Origin of the sequence: Thiocystis violacea, assembly GCF_016583575.1 — a bacterium.
Classification (GTDB): Bacteria; Pseudomonadota; Gammaproteobacteria; order Chromatiales; family Chromatiaceae; genus Thiocystis; species Thiocystis violacea.
This window is the reverse complement of record NZ_NRRG01000021.1, coordinates 21,339-37,317: the sequence shown is the minus strand read 5'-3', so window position 1 is coordinate 37,317 and position 15,979 is coordinate 21,339. Positions and strand designations below refer to the sequence as shown.

Genomic DNA, 15,979 nt, shown 5'->3' with positions numbered 1-15,979 from the left:
CGATCCCAGCGTTCGACGCCGGGGTCACTCACCGCTCCCCTCGGATTCGACTGATATGATTTCGCTCCTGGACTATGGCGCGGGCAATGTCCGCAGTCTGCGCAACGCTATTCACGCCCTTGGGTTCAGGCTCACCGAAATCGAGCGTCCCGAGGACATCCTCAAGGCCGAGCGGCTCATCTTTCCGGGGGTCGGCGCCTTCGGCGCGGCGATGGAGCGTCTGCGAGGCTTGGGCTATGTCGAGCCGCTCAAGGAGTACCTGGCGGCGGGTCGGCCCTATCTCGGAATCTGTATCGGGCTCCAGGCCCTGTTCGAGGGCAGCGACGAGTCACCAGGGGTCGCGGGGCTGGGTCTGATTCCCGGTCGGATCCGTCGTTTCGAGGCGCCCGGCCTTTCGATTCCGCACATGGGCTGGAACGACGCGCGGGTCGAGCGCGAGTCGCCACTCTTCGCCGACTATGCGGGCGAGAAGCTCTACTTCGTCCACTCCTACCGCGCCGAGCCGAATCCCGAGAACGCCGACTGGTGTCTGGCGACCACGGACTATGGTGCGCCCTTCCTGAGCGCGGTCCAGAAGGGCCGGGTCGGAGCCGTGCAGTTCCATCCGGAGAAGAGCGGCGCGGCCGGGCTGCGGCTGCTGCGCCACTTCCTGGCCGGGGAGGAGGGCGGCGCTCCGGTCGCGGGCTGGGCCTCGCGCGCCGAGCCGACCCGTTTCGCCAAGCGGATCATCGCCTGTCTGGACGTGCGCGCCAACGACGCGGGCGATCTGGTGGTCACCAAGGGCGATCAATACGACGTGCGCGAGGCTGGAGAGGTCCGCAATCTGGGTAAGCCGGTGGAACTGGCCCAGCGCTATTACGAGGAGGGCGCCGACGAGATCACCTTCCTCAACATCACCGGCTTCCGCGACTTTCCGCTGTCCGACCAGCCCATGCTGGAGGTGCTGCAACGCACCTCCGAGCAGGTCTTCGTGCCGCTGACCATCGGCGGCGGGATTCGCGCCTTCACCGATGGCGATAGCCGGCACTACTCGGCCCTGGATGTCGCCAACGCCTATTTCCGCGCCGGCGCGGACAAGATCTCCATCGGCTCGGACGCGGTCGAGGCGGTCGAAGCCTATCTGGCGCGCGGAGGCGCGAAGGATGGCTCCACGGCCATCGAGCGGATCGCCGAGGTCTATGGCAACCAGGCCGTGGTCATTTCGATCGATCCGCGCCGTGTCTATGTCGACTCAGCCGAGGCGACCCGCCATCCCGTCGTCGAGACGGTCACGCCCGGTCCGAACGGCGAGCCTTACTGCTGGTTCCAGTGCACCATCAAGGGTGGGCGCGAGGGACGCGATGTCGACGTGGTCGAGCTAGCCCGTGCCTGCGAGGATCTGGGGGCGGGTGAGATCCTGCTGAACTCGATCGACCGCGACGGCACCGGGGCCGGCTTCGATCTGGAACTCGTGCGGTCCGTGCGCGCGGCCGTCGGCATTCCGGTGATCGCCTCCAGCGGCGCCGGCTGCCTGGAGCATTTCTCCGAGGTATTCGCCGCGACCGGAGTCGAGGCCGCCCTGGCCGCCGGCATCTTCCACCGTCGCGAGGTGCCGATCCAGGCCGTCAAATCCTATCTGCGCGAGCAGGGGATCGAGATCCGGACCTGAGGCGCCAGGCGCGCGTGGCGCGATTTCCAGGGTAACCGAACATGCCAACGCCGGTAGCGACTCTTGCCGCTCTTCCGCTCCTGCTCCTCGCGCTCGCCGGCTGCGCGTCCGTCGATCGTGGCGGCGAATCGACCGGCGCGGTCGGGTCGGCCAGCCTGGGGCCGGGCGAGCTGTTGTCGACCGTCGCCTCCTGTCATCTGCTGCGCGTGGGCCAAACCAACGATGTGGCGGTGACGGATGCCACCGTGATCATCGCGGCGGATAAATACGGTCTCGCGATCACGACCATCGTCGAGCGCGCCAATCAAATGGTTCGGGAATACGAGCGGCGTCCATCCGATCTCGTCGTTCGCGCGGTGGATGCCTGTCAGCGTCTCGCGGACCTGACGGGGATCGCGCCCGCCCTGGTGCGTTTCGAGTCCGATGGAAGGCTGCGGACCGCCTGGCTGCGCATCGACAACGTCGAGATCGTGCCTGGATTCGCCCAGCGCACCATCGCCGATCTGCGCCGGCGCAAGGCGATCGGGCTGGTCATCAACAGTCCGGGCGGATCCGTGGACGAGGCGCGCAAATTGGGCCGTTACCTGCGGGCGAATGGGTTGCGGAGCGCCGTCGACGGCTATTGCGCCTCGGCATGCGTCGACGTGCTCGCCGGCGGGGTCGAACGCTATGTGACGTCCGGGGCCAAGCTCGGGATCCATCAGAGCAAGGTTCCGCGTCGCTACAGCAGTCACGAGGGCGGTCAGCTCTATGTCGCCGACGCCTTTCTCTATCTGCGCGAAATGGGCGTCGACGCGGATGTCGCGATCGCCGCCGCCGCCGTCCCGAACAATCAGGTGCTCTTGATCAGCTTGTCGGACGCACTGGCGACCAAGCTCGTGACGGGCGTGGTCGATGGCTTCGAATAAGACTCGGGGTCGCGACCGGCTTTCCTCGTTTTTGTGATGCCTTCCGCACTTTGTGACGGTCGCGTGACCAATCGGTTGACAGAAGACCTCCCCTTCGTTTGAAACTGGCCAGTCCATGGCGTCTAAAAAGCTTTGCAATCAAGCTCTTCCGCGTTTTCAAATACTCACGATTTACATAATTACTAATATTAATAGATCATAATTCCGTAAACTTACTCGGTCCTGATTCTGGTGGCGTCGGCACGGCCTTCCTGGTCGCGTTCTCCACAAATCCCGAGTTTGGCAGGCACCCGCTTCCCTGCGCGCCTGGCTTCACTGACCGCCCTTCGCTGGATTCGCTGTCTATGGCCATCATTTTTACCGCCGTCGGTTTCATGACCGCGTTGGGCCTGTTGCTCGCCCTCGTACTGGTCATCGCGAACAAGCGGCTGTACGTCTTCGAGGATCCGCGGATCGATCAGGTCGAGGCCCTGTTGCCGATGGCCAACTGTGGCGCTTGCGGGACCGCGGGTTGCCGGCCGTTCGCCGAGAAGCTGGTCAACGGAGAGACCGAGCCCGCCAGGTGCACGGTCAATTCCAAGTCCATGAACGAGATCATCGCCAGCTTCCTCGGCGTCGACCTGGGGGCTAGCGAGAAGCGCGTGGCGCGCCTGGCCTGCGACGGGGGCGGTAACGTGGCCTACGTGCGGGCCAATTATGGCGGTCTCCCGTCCTGTCGCGCGGCGGCCCTGGTCGCGGGTGGCGGTCGCGGATGCTCCTGGGGCTGTCTCGGTTTTGGCGATTGCGAGGTGGTGTGCGGGTTCGAGGCCATCCGCATGAATCGGCAGGGCATCCCGGTGGTGAGCGAGGACAAGTGCACCGCTTGCGGTGACTGCGTGACCGTCTGCCCGAAGGATCTGTTCAGCCTGCATCCGATCAGCCATCGGCTGTGGGTGGCCTGCGTGAACCTGGAGTTCGGCGACCAGGCCGAGGAGCACTGCGAGGTCGCCTGTACCGCTTGCGGACGCTGCGCCCAGGATTCGCCGGAAGGGCTGATCCAGATCCGCGACAACCTGGCGATCATCGATTACGGCAACAACAGCCTGGCCTCCAAGGTGGCGATCGAGCGCTGCCCGACCGGCGCGATCGTCTGGTTGGAAGCGGATGGGAGCGTCGTGAAGGGGCGCGATGCCCGCAAGGTCTTGCGTAAGGGGGCGTTGCCGGTGGCTTGAAGCCCAGGCCGCATCGGGGGCGGTGGCCTGGATCATGTCGCCATCGAACCCTGTCCATGGCCCGGCTGGTGCCGAGCGCATCGCTCGCGAGCGATGCGGTGACACGGATACCTCGACCGCGCTGGATCAATAACGAACAAGCACACCTTCCCCTCCCTGGCGCCTTCCTGGCCCGAGAGTGGCGAAGGGGTGATTCAACACTAGAGAAGGCCCATGTTCGGAAAGAAAGACGAAAAGCCATTCAAGTACCCTGGCACCCGTATGGCGATGGACGGCAACACCGCCGTCATCATGTGCGAGCGCGAGGCCTCCGATGCCGCTGGCTCCTATCCGATCACGCCGTCCACCCAGATGGGCGAATACTGGGCCGAGGAGATCGCCAACGGGCATCTCAACATCTCCGGTAAACCGCTGCTCTTCGTCGAGCCCGAGTCCGAACATGCGGCCGCCGCCGTGACCGCCGGCATGGCCATGACCGGTCTGCGCGCGACCAATTTCTCGTCCGCGCAGGGCGTGGCCTTCATGCACGAATCGCTCTACACGGCGGTCGGCAAGCGTCTGCCCTATGTGCTCAACATCGGCTCGCGCGCCATCACCAAGGCGAGCCTCAACGTCCACTGCGCGCACGACGACTATCACTGCATCGACGATACGGGTTTCTCCCAGGTCTTCGGCAAGAACGCCCAGGAGGCGGCGGACCTCAACCTGATCGCCCGCAAGCTCGCCGAGCTGACCCTGACCCCCGCGATCGTCGGTCAGGATGGCTTCCTCACCACCCATCTGATCGAGCCGCTGATGGTCCCCGAGCGCGCCTTGATCGAGGAATTCCTCGGCCGTCCGGACGACATCATCGAGTGTCCGACCCCGTCCCAGCGTCTGGTCTATGGCGCGACCCGCCGGCGCGTACCCCTGGTCTGGGACGTGGACAATCCGGTCAGCTCCGGCACGGTGCAGAACCAGGACGCCTACATGCAGTCGGTGGCGTCGCAGCGGCCCTATTTCTTCGACCATATCGAGTCGTTCGCCGATCAGGTCATGGACGAATTCCATGCCCTGACCGGCCGTCGCTATCATCGCGCCACGCCCTATCGCTGCGAGGACGCCGATTATCTGATCGTCGGTCAAGGCAGCATGGTCACCCAGGCCGAGGCGGTGGCCGATTATCTGCGCACCACCCGCAAGCTCAAGGTCGGTGTGGTCAACATGACCATGTTCCGCCCCTTTCCGGGCGATGCGATCTGCCGTCTGATGCAGGGTAAGAAGGGCGTCGCCATCCTGGAGCGCACCGACCAGCCGCTGGCCGAGGATCTGCCGCTGATGCGCGAGACCCGCGCGGCGCTGACCAAGAGCCTTGAGAACGGCTCGGTCGGCAAGGGCGAGGAGCTTCCATTCCCCAGCTATCCGACCTACAAGTCGGGCGACATGCCGCGTCTCTACTCCGGCTGCTATGGCCTGGGTTCGCGCGATCTCCAGCCCGAGGGGCTGATCGCCACCGTCGAGAACATGCTGCCCGAGGGCAAGCGCCGCAAGTTCTTCTATCTCTCGATCGACTTCATGCGCGACGCCCTGGATCCCAAGGACGAGATCCGTGTCCAGCGTCTGCGCGATGCCTACCCGAACATCGGCGAGATGTCGCTGCGCGGCAGCGAGAACCCGAACCTGCTGCCCAAGGGCGCGGTGACGGTGCGCATGCACTCGGTCGGCGGCTGGGGCGCCGTGACCACGGGCAAGAACCTGGCCATGACCCTCTATGACCTGCTGGGTTATGACATCCGCGCCAATCCCAAGTACGGCTCGGAGAAGAAGGGTCAGCCGACCACCTATTTCCTCTCCGCCGCGCCCGAGCCGATCCGGCTCAACTGCGAGTACACCTATGTCGACGTGGTCCTCTGTCCGGACCCCAACGTCTTCACCCACTCCAACCCGCTCTCCGGTCTCGATCGTGGCGGTCGCTTCGTCATCCAGTCCAGCCTGGATAACGCCGAGCAGGTCTGGGCCAGCTTCCCGCCGGCGGCGCGCAAGTTCATCGTCGATCAGGAGATTCGCGTCTTCTATATCGACGGTTTCAAGATCGCTCGCGAGGAGGCGTCCAATCCGGAGCTTCAGTTCCGCATGCAGGGCAACGCCTTCCAGGGTGCGTTCTTCGCCGCCTCCCCGCTGATGGAGCGCGCCGGTCTGGACGAGAAGGGTCTGTTCGCCTCGATCGAGGAACAATTGCGCTCCAAGTTCGGCGGCAAGGGCGAGCGCGTGGTGCAGGACAATCTGCGCATCGTGCGTCGCGGCTTCGACGAGATCGTCGAGATCACCGAGAAGGGGCTGGTCGCCGGTCAACTGCTGACCCGTAAGGAGCCCGGTCTGCCGATCATGCTCAAGGCCCTGCCGCACGGCGACGGCGGCGTGGCCGACGTGCATCGCTTCTGGGAACAGACCGGCGCCTTCTACGCCTCCGGTCGCGGTAGCGACAACCTCGCCGACCCGCACATGGCGCTGTCGCTGATGCCGGCCTCCACCGGCGTCTACCGCGACATGACCCAGATCCGTTTTGACTATCCCAAGTTCCTGCCCGAGAACTGCACCGCCTGCGGAAACTGTTTCTCGGTCTGCCCGGACAGCGCCATTCCCGGTCTGGTCAACAAGGTTTCGGACGTCTTCGCCACCGCCATCGCGCGGGTCGAGCGAGGCATGCCGACCCAGCACCTGCGCCGCGAGACGCGCAACGTCGAGAAGCGTCTGCGCGAACTGGTCGAGGCGGCTGGCGAGAGCGCCGATCTGTCCGTCCTCATGGACCAGGCCGTGCTGGAGACCCTGGCCGCCTTCGCCGGCGAGCCGGAGCAGAAGGAGATCGCGGAGAAGGAATTCGGTCTGCTGATGCAGGCGCTCGGCGACTACCAGTTCGCCATCACCAAGCCCTACTGGACCAGCCGCGAGAAGAAGCAGAAGGGCTCCGGCGGGCTGTTCAGCATCACCGTCAATCCCTTTACCTGCAAGGGCTGCATGGAGTGCATCGAGGTCTGTAACGACGGCGCCCTGATCGCCGAGCCGCAGACGCCCGAGAGCATCGAGCAGATGCAGAACCGCTGGCGGATGTGGCTCGACCTGCCGACCACCGACCCGGATTTCATCCGCATCGAGGATCTGGACGACAAGGTCGGCGCGCTGGAGACCCTGCTGCTCGACAAGAGCAACTATCAGTCGATGGTCTCGGGCGACGGCTCCTGCATGGGCTGCGGCGAGAAGACGGTGCTTCATCTCTTCACCGCCACCGTGACCGCCCTGATGCAGCCGCGCGTCAAGCGTCATCTGGCCGAACTCGACGACCTCATCAACCGTCTGGAGACGCATATCCGGCTCAAGCTGGCCGCCGGCATGGATCTCAGCAACTCCGCCGCCATCGTCAAGGCGCTGGATACCCATAAGGACGGCGACCTCACGCTCTCCGGTCTCTCCGCCGAGCTGATGGACAAGCGCGCCCAGCCGGTCGATCCCGAGTGGCTCAAGTGGGTCACGGGTCTGCTTGAGGCGCTGCGTCACCTCAAGGCTCAGTACACCGCCGCCCAGCCGCGCGCGGACATGGGCATCGTCAACTCCACCGGGTGCAGCTCGGTGTGGGGCGCGACCTTCCCCTACAACCCCTATCCCTTCCCCTGGTCCAACAATCTGTTCCAGGATTCGCCCTCCATGGCGCTGGGTCTCTTCGAGGGCCACATGCGCAAGATGGGCGATGGCTTCAAGGCGATCCGTCAGGCGCGTCTGGAGCTGGAAGGCCGGTTCAACGCGGCCGATGCTCACGGCAACCTGACCTACTTCGGCTGGAAGGATTTCAGCGAGGAGGAGTGGCGCCTCTGTCCGCCGGTGGTGGCGGTCGGCGGTGACGGGGCCATGTATGACATCGGCTTCCAGAACCTCTCGCGCGCGCTCATGTCCGGTACCCCGGTCAAGATCCTGGTGCTCGACACCCAGAGCTATTCCAACACCGGCGGTCAGTCCTGTACCTCCGGCTTCGTCGGCCAGGTCGCGGACATGGCGCCCTACGGCAAGCAGTGGAAGGGCAAGACCGAGATCCGTAAGGAGATGGGCCTGATCGGCATGGCGCACCGCACCAGCTTCGTGCTCACCAGCTCGGCCTCGCACATGACGCATCTGCTGGAAGGCTATATCGACGGTCTCAACTCGCGCCGCCCGGCCCTCTTCAACGTCTACACCTCCTGCCAGCCCGAGCATGGCATCGGCGACGATATGTCGCAGAAGCACGCCCGCATGGCGGTGGAGTCGCGCGCCTATCCGCTGTTCCGCTATGACCCGGACGCGGGCGCCAGCTTCGAGGAGTGCTGCTCGGTCGAGGGTAACCCCGACATCGACGCCGACTGGATCCGTTGGACCCTGAAATACACCAACGAGAAGGGCGCGCCGGCCGAGATGGAGGTGCCTTTCACCTTCGCCGACTTCGCCATGATGGAAGGGCGCTTCCGTAAGCACTTCCGCAAGGCGCCGCCCGAGACCTGGAACGACACCATGGTTCCGGTCAACGAGTTCCTGGATCTGGCCGAGGACGAGCGCGAAGGTCTGCATCCCTACATCTGGGGTGTCGACGGCAAGAACCGCCTGATGCGGGTACTGGTCGCCCTGGAACTGGTGCAAAGCTGCGAGGAGCGGCGCGGTTTCTGGACCCAGCTACGCGGCATCTGTGGCGAGCTCAACAAGATCGACATCGAGGCCGTGCGCAACCAGGCCAAGACCGAGATGGCCCAGAAGCTCACCAGCAGCCTCATCGCCATGGCGATCGGCGACGGCCACGGGCTCGCCGCGCTCGCGGGCGGCATCCCGGCCAACAGCGGCGGCAATGGCACGGCGCACGCCAAGCCAAACGGCGCGGGCAACGGCGCGGCCGAGGGCTGGGAGCCGGTCTGGGTGGAGACCCCGGAGTGCACCGCCTGCGACGAGTGCATCACCATCAATCCCAAGATCTTCAAGTACAACGGCGACAAGAAGGTCGAGATCCTCGATCCCAAGGCAGGTCCCTTCAAGGACATCGTCAAGGCCGCCGAGAAGTGCACCGCCAACTGCATCCACCCCGGCATGCCCTGGAACCCGGCCGAGGCGGGCCTGGATAAGCTGGTCAAGCGGGCCGAGAAGTACCAGTAGGCACCCTGGCTCGGGGCTCGCTCCGTCGCCTACGTCCAGGCTCCGGCCAGGGCGCGGGCCGGCGGAATGGGCGCGGTTTTCTGTCATCCATCGATCGGCGGTACAGCGATGAAACATCAAACGGCGGTACTGGACTCGCAGCGCGTGCCCGAGACAGGGCGGTCCAGCTTGATGAAGCGTCTCGACCAGGGGCTGCTCAGGTTTTTCCACGGCCACAAGACCTTCGATCACGGCATCTACCCGATCGAGCACAAGGAACTGACGGCCGATAAGCCGATCCGGCGCATGCCTTTCGCCGACGAACTGGTCATCCCCCTGCTTCAGCACAAGGGTCGCCCGGCCATCCCCCTGGTCAAGGTGGGGCAGGAGGTCGTGCGCGGCGAGCCGATCGCCCAGGCCGATCACTTCGTCTCCGTGCCCATGCACGCCCCCGCGACAGGCGTGATCCGGGCGATCGGGCTGGCTCCGACCGCCGAGGGTCCAAAGACCCCGGCCATCTTCCTCAAGGTCTATCACGCGGCGAGCCAGCAGGTGCTCTACGACATGGAGCGCGACCCGGAGCGGATGAGCGTGAAGGAGATCATCCAGGCGGTCCAGGATGCCGGGCTGGTGGGTCTGGGCGGCGGGGCCTTCCCCAGTCATGTGAAGATGCATCCGCCGGCGGGGCGGGTGATCCACACCCTGGTGGTCAACGGCTGCGAGTGCGAGCCCTATCTGACCTGCGACCATCGCATCATGCTGGAGCAGACGGACGCGCTGATCCGAGGCATCCTGATCGCGCTCAAGGCGACCCGCGCCGAGCGCGCCATCATCGGGGTCGAGGACAACAAGCTCGACGCGGTCGCCCATCTGCGCGCGCGCATCGCCAGGCACCTGCCGATCACCGCCGAGGCGGTCGAGACCAAGTACCCCCAGGGCGCCGAGAAGATGCTGATCAAGAGTCTGCTCGACCTGGAGGTCCCAGCCGGCGGACTACCGGCGGACGTGGGCGTGGCGGTCTTCAATGTCGGCACCCTGGCCCAGATGGGCGATCTGCTGCCCAAGAGTCGCGGCCTGATCGAACGGGTGGTGACCGTCAGCGGTCCCGCCGTCAAGAATCCCGGTAACTTCGTGGTGCCGATCGGCACACCGGTGCGCTTCCTGCTGGAGCAGGTGGGGCTGAAGGGACCACTGGGTCAGGTGATCCTGGGCGGCCCCATGATGGGCATGGCTGTCGCCTCGCTCGACGTACCCGTCACCAAATCGGTCTCGGGCGTGGTGGCGCTGGAGCCGGAGCATCCGTCGCTCGCGCGCCGTCAGGTCTATCCCTGCATCAAGTGCGGCGAGTGTCTGAACGCCTGTCCGATCTCGCTCAACCCCTCCATGCTGGGCGAACTGGCGTTGGCCCGCGAGTACGGGACCATGGCCGAGCAATTCAACCTCGACCAGTGCTTCGAGTGCGGTTGCTGCGCCTATGTCTGCCCGTCGAACATCCCGCTGACCCAATATTTTCGCATCGCCAAGTCGATCAATCGGGACGCGAAGACGCGCCACGAGCAGCACCTGGATGCGACCAAGCGCCACTGATCCCTGAGCAACCATGCCAAAAATCATCGAAATCAGAACCTCGCCCCATCTCAAGCGGGCGGTATCGGTCGACAGGATCATGCGCACCGTGGTCCTGGCCCTGCTGCCGATCGCGGCCTTCGCGGTCTGGCAGTTCGGGCTGAGCGTGCTCCTGCTGCTGCTGACCACGACCGGCGCGGCGGTCGCGACCGAGTGGTTCTTCGCGCGAGCGAGCGGCCGGGGTAATACGGTCGCGGACTGGTCGGCGGTCATCACCGGACTGCTGCTGGGTCTCACCTTGCCGCCCGGCTTTCCGCTCTGGATGGCGGCGGTCGCGGCCTTCGTCGGCATCGCGCTGGGTAAGGCGCTGTTCGGCGGGCTCGGCTACAACGTCATGAATCCGGCCCTGGTCGGGCGCGCGTTCGTGCAGGCGGCCTTCCCGGTGGCGATCACCACCTGGACGCCGGCCTTCGCGCCGGGCCGTTTCGCGGAGCTGATCCCCTCGACCCTGACCCTGCCCTTCATGCAGCCGATCCCGGTCGCCGACTGGATCGCCGGTCTGAACATGGATGGCTGGAGCGGGGCGACGCCGCTGGCGATGCAGAAGTTCCAGCATATCGAGACGCCGATCACCGAGACCTTCACCGGCCTGATCGCCGGCTCGGCGGGCGAGACCTCGGCGCTGCTGATCCTCATCTGCGGGCTCTGGCTTGCCTGGCAGCGGATGCTCGACTGGCGCATCCCGGCCAGCGTCATGGCCGGTGCCGCCCTGACCGCCCTGCCGTTCTGGCTGATGGATCCGAGCCTCTATCCGAGCCCCTGGTTCGTGCTCTGCTCGGGCGGTCTCATGCTGGCGGCCTGGTTCATGGCCAGCGACATGGTCGCCTCTCCGGTGACCGCGCGCGGCGTGATCATCTACGGGCTCTTCATCGGGGTGCTGACGGTCGTGATCCGTCTGTTCGGTGGTCTGGTCGAGGGCGTCATGTATGCCATCCTGCTCGGCAATGCCATCGGCCCGCTGATCTCCGACTGGACCCAGCCGCGCGTCTACGGATCCGTCAAGGGCAAGCAGCCGCCAGCGCATTGAGGCGGCTGGGGCGTATGGAGCAGGAACGACGACAGCGATCCATCGAGATGGGCTGAGGAAAACCCCCGAGCCTTTTGCGCTGACCACCGACAACCGACAACCGACAACTGATATGACGATTGAAGTCGAGCTCCAACCCCCGCCAGCGGCCACGCCGACCTGGGCGATGCTGCGTACCCTGGGCGGGATCGCGATGATATCCGGCCTGCTGGTGGTAGTGGCCTACCAGACCACCCTGCCTATGATTGCCGAGAAGCAGCGCATCCTGACCGAACGCCTGGTCTTTCAGGTGCTGCCGGGCGCGGTCTCCAAACGGGACTTCATTGTCACCGAGCAGGGCGCTCTGGCGCCGGCGGGCGAGGGGATTGCCGGAGATCCCATCTACGCGGCCTATGACGCGGAGGGCCGGCTCAAGGGCGTGGCCATCAGCGGCACCGGCTCGGGCTACGCGGGGCCGGTCACGGTCATGTTCGCCTATGATCCAGGTTGTCACTGCATCGTCCGCAGTAAGGTTCTCAAGTCCAACGAAACCCCGGGGTTCGGCGACAAGCTCGACACCGACCCCGAATTCCTGAAGAATCTCGAAGCCCTGGATGCCCGGCTCGATGTCACGGGCACGGCGCTCGCCAACCCAATCGTGACCGTCAAGCACGGCACCAAGACCGAACCCTGGCAGATCGACGCCATCACCGGCGCCACCATCTCCTCGCGGGCAATGGGCAAGGCGGCGGATCAGGCGGCGCAACGCGCCGTTCCAGCCATCCAACGTGAGCTGACAAGCCTGTCGCAACCGAACTGACCGGGAGATAGATAACGCATGGCTGAAGCATCCAATCAGAGCACGAGCACGAGCTCGCCCGCGCCGCTCTTCGACCGGGAGGAGCCCCTGACCGCGGACACCTTCATTCGCGGTCTCTGGGAAGAGAATCCGGTATTCGTGATGATGCTGGGCATGTGTCCGGCGCTCGCGGTCACGAACTCGACCATCAATGCACTCGGCATGGGGCTGTCCACCACCTTCGTGCTGATCTGCTCGGGCGCGCTGGTGTCCTGGCTGCGTAACTGGATCCCCAAGCAGGTACGGATCGCGAGCTATATCGTGATCATCGCCACCTTCGTCACGGTCGTCGATTACCTCATCCAGGCGATCAGTCTGGAGCTCTACGCCGCGCTCGGCGCCTTCATCCAGCTCATCGTGGTGAACTGCATCATCCTCGGGCGGGCGGAGGCCTATGCCTCCAAGCAGCGCTTGTTGCCGACCATCGTCAACAGCCTCGGCACCGGGCTTGGCTTCACCCTGGCCCTGCTCAGTCTGGGAACGGTGCGCGAGCTGCTCGGCAACGGCAGCATCCTCGGCGTCCAGCTCTTCTCCGACAATTTCCAGGGATGGGTCATCATGATCCTGCCGCCGGGCGGCTTCTTCGTACTCGGGGCCTGGCTGCTCTTCTTCAACTGGCGGCGTCTGCGCAAGGAGCGTCGCATGACCGAGCAAACCGGGGTGATCGCCAATGCCGTCTGAGTCCTTGCCCCTGATCTTTCTGAATGCCGCGCTGGTCAACAACTTCGTGCTGGCGCTGTTCCTTGGCATCTGTCCCTTCCTTGGCGTCTCGGCCAAGAAGGAGACGGCCTGGAACATGGGTCTGGCCACGCTCTTCGTGATGCTGGTCAGCTCGGCGGCGGCCTACGGCATCAACTGGCTGCTGACCACGCTCGAACTCGAATTCCTGCGGCTCATCTGCTACATCGCCGTCATCGCCTCGGCGGTGCAGTTGGTGGAGATGTTCATCAAGAAGACCAGCCCGACCTTGTTCCGCTCGCTCGGTATCTTCCTGCCGCTCATCACCACCAACTGCGCGGTACTGGGGTTGGCGCTGTTCCAGACCTCGAAGGAATACGATCTGGTGCAAAGTTTCGTCTATGCCGTCGGGGTCGGCGCCGGCTTCATGCTGGCCCTGATGCTGATGGCCGGGCTGCGCGAGAAACTGGCCCTGGCGCGCGTGCCATCCGTCAGTCAGGGCGCGGCGCTCAGCCTGATGCTCGCCGGGCTGTTGTCGCTCGCCTTCATGGGCTTCGCCGGGCTCGGGGGGGCGCATGGCTAAATTTCTGCTCGCCCCCCTGATCATTTTCACCGTGCTCGCGGGGTGGGTGTGGGTCCAGCGGGTCTACGCGCGTTTCGCGCTTAACCACCCGCGACTCGGCCCCTTTCGAGAGGAAGGCGGCGGCTGTTCCTGCGGTAAGGGTCACTGCGAACGGCGCTAGGCGGCTTGGCGATTCCCCATCCCGAAATTGTCTGGTTTTCCCTATCTATTAAATCAATATCTTGGGGCCATGAGCCGCAAGTCCGAGGAGTCTCTGGATGAGTCAAGTCACCACTTACATCGGCCCGACCGCCACGGCGGTCATCAAATCCTCCCAGCGTGTCACGCCTGAAACGACCGACGAGGTTCGTCACATCACGCTTGAGGTGCTGGATCCGGCCTTCCAGTTCGTCGAGGGTCAGAGCATCGGGGTTCTGGTGCCTGGGCCGCACGACTTCGGCAATCAGGATCATCTGCGACGTTACTCGATCGCCAATGCCCGCTCGATTCCGGTCGGCACCGGCGTCAGCCTGGAGATCCTGGTGCGGCGCTGTTTCTACATCGACGAGGTGAGCGGCGAGCGCTATCCGGGGGTCGCCTCGAACTACCTGTGCGATGCCAAGCTGGGCGATCGGATCACCGTCAGCGGACCCTATCTCAGCCCCTTCCGCATGCCGCTGGACAACCGCGCCAATCTGCTCATGATCGGCACCGGGACCGGCATCGCGCCCTTCCGCGCCTTCGCCCAGCTCATCTACGAGCGTCGCGGCGACTGGAAGGGCCAGGTGCGTCTCTACTACGGCGGCCACAGCGGTCTCGATCTCATGTACGCCAATGACGAGACCAGCGATCTGGCGCACTACTATGACGAGAAGACCTTCCAAGCGTTTCGCGCCCTCGGGACCAAGCCGCTCATGACCTCGTCGGAGGCCCTGGAGCAGGGACTGGTCGATCACGCCGCAGACTCCTCGCGGCTGATGCGCGAACCCAATACCCATGTTTTCCTCTCGGGACTGAGCAAGGTGACCCAGGTGTTCGACAAGGTGATGGCCAAGCAGGCCGGATCGGAGGCGGACTGGAAACAGCTCAAACTGCGGATGATCGAGGAAGGCCGCTGGTCGGAGATGATCTACGATTGATCGGGGATTTCCTGAATGCCTCCTATGGCGTGTCATCAATCGTCTTCGTAGCATCCTTGTAGGGGCGAATTCATTCGCCCCTACATCCGCACCACCAACGCGGCCAATCGATTCGCCACCGCCGGTATCCGAGCCACCAACGTGGCGAATGACTTCGCCCCTACAACCCGGCATCCTGTTGGAGAAGACGCCGGCGGGCTGAATTCGTGCTTCGATGCGCGGGACAGCTCGGCATCGCCCCGAGGTGCTGACGCGCCTGTTCCATGCCTTCGAGCAGGCGGATGTCTCTACGACGCGCACGTATGCGGCGGTCGGCAACGCCAGAGACGGCCATTCAGCCCGCCATCCGGAGGGAATCTCAGTGCTGGAGTGACGCTGACGCTTCTTGGCGATACACAGCCACACGCCACGGAGCGAGAATTTGTTGGCCGAAGACGGCTCGACCTGGGTGTCCATCGACGAGACGGTCAGCGACGGCGAGTTTGCAAAACTGGCGGCGTTCCATGAATCAGCGTCCCGTGATCCATGACATAGGCAACAGGGATTTTCGGATTATTGATGTCCTTTCCGCCATCCGCTTGCCACTTCTCTTCCCACTTCGCCAAGTAGAACTCAAGGTCGGCCGGTGTGAGCAGGTAAATCGCCTGTAGTGCAATTTGCCGATAGATCGCGAAAATCCAGGGGACTTTTCGGTACTTGGCGATGATGGTCGGATTCATGTGGTGGTGGGTCGAAAAACCCTTTGCCAGCTCAATGTTGACCGACTTCAGCTCATATTCTTGACCGGACACATCCACGGCATCGTTGCCTTCGCGGCCTGGCAGAATTTTCAGACCCGTCAGCAGAAGGACTTGCAGCAACTTCCCGCCATTGTCCTGAAAGATGTCATCGATCCCGTGCCGCGTGGCAAGGGTTTGATAGTCCTGAATGGCGGGCCAGATTTCCAGCAGACATCTGTAATCGTCATGTGGCGTCAAAATCATGCTTGCGGATCTTCCAGGAGGGACGCTGGAGAAACCCCGAGTGCCGACGCCAGCCGACCAATGTTGTCGATGGAGATATTCCGCTCCCCGCGTTCCACCGAGCCGACATAGGTTCGATGCAGACCCGCCGCATCGGCTAGCGCCTCTTGAGACAGGCCGCGCTGCTCCCGCGTCTTCCTTAGATTGAGCGCAAACCGCTTTCTTGTGACGAAAAGGTTGTCATTTTTGATCATGCGCG

At 64.3% G+C, this 15,979-nt stretch carries 13 protein-coding genes; 11 read left to right on the top strand and 2 right to left on the bottom strand.

What is annotated here, in order from left to right; translation table 11 throughout:
* Nucleotides 1-55 precede the first annotated feature (55 nt).
* The 11 genes from hisF (at nucleotide 56) to CKO27_RS11730 (ending at nucleotide 14,758) form a co-directional block, all read left to right on the top strand.
* Nucleotides 56-1,648 (top strand): imidazole glycerol phosphate synthase subunit HisF, encoded by a 1,593-nt coding sequence (gene hisF / locus CKO27_RS11780; RefSeq protein ID WP_200375090.1) that lies wholly within the window; start codon nucleotides 56-58, stop codon nucleotides 1,646-1,648.
* Nucleotides 1,649-1,689: 41 nt separating this feature from the next.
* Entirely contained in the window at nucleotides 1,690-2,556 is an 867-nt protein-coding gene (locus CKO27_RS11775; protein WP_200375089.1) for a COG3904 family protein, read from the top strand.
* Between the two features lie 344 nt (nucleotides 2,557-2,900).
* Complete coding sequence (locus tag CKO27_RS11770; protein ID WP_200375088.1) at nucleotides 2,901-3,767, top strand: RnfABCDGE type electron transport complex subunit B; 867 nt, start codon at nucleotides 2,901-2,903, stop codon at nucleotides 3,765-3,767.
* A 213-nt stretch (nucleotides 3,768-3,980) separates the two neighbouring features.
* The gene (locus CKO27_RS11765; RefSeq protein ID WP_200375087.1) at nucleotides 3,981-8,909 is read left to right on the top strand and encodes a 2-oxoacid:acceptor oxidoreductase family protein; all 4,929 of its coding nucleotides are present in this window, start codon (nucleotides 3,981-3,983) and stop codon (nucleotides 8,907-8,909) included.
* Nucleotides 8,910-9,080: 171 nt separating this feature from the next.
* A complete protein-coding gene (gene rsxC / locus CKO27_RS11760) occupies nucleotides 9,081-10,475 on the top strand; it encodes an electron transport complex subunit RsxC (RefSeq protein WP_242470871.1) in 1,395 nt (464 codons plus the stop codon).
* Between the two features lie 13 nt (nucleotides 10,476-10,488).
* Complete coding sequence (locus CKO27_RS11755; protein ID WP_200375085.1) at nucleotides 10,489-11,541, top strand: RnfABCDGE type electron transport complex subunit D; 1,053 nt, start codon at nucleotides 10,489-10,491, stop codon at nucleotides 11,539-11,541.
* 112 nt (nucleotides 11,542-11,653) lie between these two features.
* Nucleotides 11,654-12,340, top strand: coding sequence for an RnfABCDGE type electron transport complex subunit G (locus CKO27_RS11750; protein ID WP_200375084.1), 687 nt, complete (start codon nucleotides 11,654-11,656; stop codon nucleotides 12,338-12,340).
* An 18-nt stretch (nucleotides 12,341-12,358) separates the two neighbouring features.
* Entirely contained in the window at nucleotides 12,359-13,060 is a 702-nt protein-coding gene (rsxE, locus tag CKO27_RS11745; RefSeq protein WP_200375083.1) for an electron transport complex subunit RsxE, read from the top strand.
* Nucleotides 13,050-13,640, top strand: a complete 591-nt coding sequence (locus CKO27_RS11740) for an electron transport complex protein RnfA (RefSeq protein ID WP_200375082.1) — start codon at nucleotides 13,050-13,052, stop codon at nucleotides 13,638-13,640. The genes rsxE and CKO27_RS11740 overlap by 11 nt, the downstream gene beginning before the upstream one ends.
* The gene (locus tag CKO27_RS11735; protein WP_200375081.1) at nucleotides 13,633-13,800 is read left to right on the top strand and encodes a hypothetical protein; all 168 of its coding nucleotides are present in this window, start codon (nucleotides 13,633-13,635) and stop codon (nucleotides 13,798-13,800) included. Before CKO27_RS11740 ends, CKO27_RS11735 begins: the two co-directional genes overlap by 8 nt.
* Before the next feature lie 97 nt (nucleotides 13,801-13,897).
* Nucleotides 13,898-14,758, top strand: a complete 861-nt coding sequence (locus CKO27_RS11730) for a ferredoxin reductase domain-containing protein (protein ID WP_200375080.1) — start codon at nucleotides 13,898-13,900, stop codon at nucleotides 14,756-14,758.
* Between the two features lie 467 nt (nucleotides 14,759-15,225).
* Here the strand turns inward: CKO27_RS11730 and CKO27_RS11725 are convergent, their stop codons facing one another.
* The gene (locus CKO27_RS11725) at nucleotides 15,226-15,741 is read right to left on the bottom strand and encodes a PDDEXK family nuclease (protein ID WP_200375079.1); all 516 of its coding nucleotides are present in this window, start codon (nucleotides 15,739-15,741) and stop codon (nucleotides 15,226-15,228) included.
* On the bottom strand, nucleotides 15,738-15,974 hold the full coding sequence (locus tag CKO27_RS11720) for a helix-turn-helix domain-containing protein (protein WP_200375078.1): 237 nt from the start codon (nucleotides 15,972-15,974) through the stop codon (nucleotides 15,738-15,740). The genes CKO27_RS11725 and CKO27_RS11720 overlap by 4 nt, the downstream gene beginning before the upstream one ends.
* Nucleotides 15,975-15,979: the final 5 nt, after the last annotated feature.